We start from the raw sequence: 1665 nt of genomic DNA, 5'->3' as shown, positions 1-1665 counted from the left end.
TGAGGTGTATTGAATTATCCGGACAGTGTATTTGTTTAGGTTAAAGTATTAGATTAATTCTATAGAATAGAGAAACATGCTTTGATGCTATGCCTACACAAACCTAATAAAAAAGATTCATGCGCGCAGCGCATACCTATTTTTCTTTTTTTTGCTTCTTTTTTTTCTTAAAAACCAAACGCCTTAGAAACACTTATCCACATTGGCTTTTAGCCATTATTACATAGATGCTTTTGTAGGATAAATCATTATCTTTGTTTTGCCGGAAAGAAGCGGAATCAGGCGCTGCAGAGGTGCAACCTGCCAGGAATATTTCCGGACATCGGAGCATTATAGTTCTTTGAATAACAGACATGGCCGCCAGCAAAAGAGCATTACGTTAACTATCTGTATAATTATCGTTATTCAGTGCATATCGCCGATATATTAGCTTTATCGTCACTAATTTCATGTTGCTAGTTTTTGTTCAAATGCATTTGGTGATAAATATCCAAGTGACGAGTGCAATCGTTTAGGATTGTAATACATTTCGATATACTCGAAAATTTCGGTACGGGAATCTTCAGCAGATTCAAATGCACCACCTTCCATTAGTTCTGCCTTAAATCGGCCAAAATAGGATTCCATGTGGGCATTATCATACGGGTTATCAGCATCACTCATACTTTGGATGAGTTTATGTTTATTGATAAGCTGACGAAATTTAGTTCCGGCATATTGACCACCCCGATCAGAGTGTATGATCATTCCTTCGGGAATCGGTCGTCCTTTAAGGGCCTTTTTTAGCGATGTGATTACCAGAGACTCTTTCATGTGGTCCTGCTCTTCCCAGCCCACTATTTTACGTGAGTATAAGTCCATCCATACAGACAAGTAACGGAAGCTTCCATCTGCCATCGGAATGTAGGTAATGTCACCAACCCAGGTTTCATTTATCTTACCTGGGAAGCCTCGTTGTTTATATACGTTCGGACTTATTAAGTAAGGATGACGACTATCGGTGGTTTTAGGCACAAAAGATCGCGGTTGAATTGCTTTTAATCCGTTCTTCAACATTGTCTTTCTGATCTTAAAAACGCTCGTTTTAACGCCTTCCTGGTTAAGAGCTTTAAGGATTCTTCGAGTGCCGTATCGACGCCTGTTTTCTTTAAAAACACTTACTATCTGCTCCTCTAACCTCTTGCTGTCAGGGTTTGGTTGATAGGTCTTCTCTTTCTTCCATTCGTAATAACAACTTCGGCTTATTGACAACACATCGCAGAGCAATTGAAGTGGATATTGGCCTTTTAAAGTATCAATAAACGCATAGAGCTTTACTGATTCCCCCGGCTGAAAATTCCCAAGGCTTTTTTTAGAATATCGCGCTCCTGTTCCGCGCGACGTAGCTCTGCTTTCAATCGCTCATTTTCCGATAATAAGTCTGGTTGGCCTGATACCTCGTTGCCGCCCTCTCTGGGCGTTTGCCGGGTGGCCTTCTCTGCATTCTTCCATTGATAGACCAGGTTCTCCCCAATACCCATGGCTTGGGCTACATCAGAAACTGAACGTCCTGAGGATACCATTTTGATCACTTCTGCCTTGAAGGTGGCATCATACTTCCTACGCGTCTTTTTTGTCTTTTTCGTTGTCATTGCTTCGTAAAGTTAAGCAAATTGACTGTCCCGA

General features: G+C 41.0%; 2 protein-coding genes. Both read right to left on the bottom strand.

From position 1 onward, the window contains the following. Positions 1 to 447: 447 nt before the first annotated feature. The gene (locus BW716_RS34900; protein ID WP_235644025.1) at positions 448 to 1299 is read right to left on the bottom strand and encodes an IS3 family transposase; all 852 of its coding nucleotides are present in this window, start codon (positions 1297 to 1299) and stop codon (positions 448 to 450) included. Between the two features lie 14 nt (positions 1300 to 1313). Next, positions 1314 to 1631 carry a transposase gene (locus BW716_RS34895; RefSeq protein ID WP_083730656.1) on the bottom strand — a complete coding sequence of 106 codons (318 nt, stop codon included), beginning with the start codon at positions 1629 to 1631 and terminating at the stop codon, positions 1314 to 1316. Between the last annotated feature and the right edge of the window lie 34 nt (positions 1632 to 1665).

The sequence above is a fragment of the [Flexibacter] sp. ATCC 35208 genome, from assembly GCF_001975825.1.
In the GTDB taxonomy this organism is placed as follows: domain Bacteria; phylum Bacteroidota; class Bacteroidia; order Chitinophagales; family Chitinophagaceae; genus Chitinophaga.
This window is presented reverse-complemented; position numbering and strand designations above follow the sequence as displayed.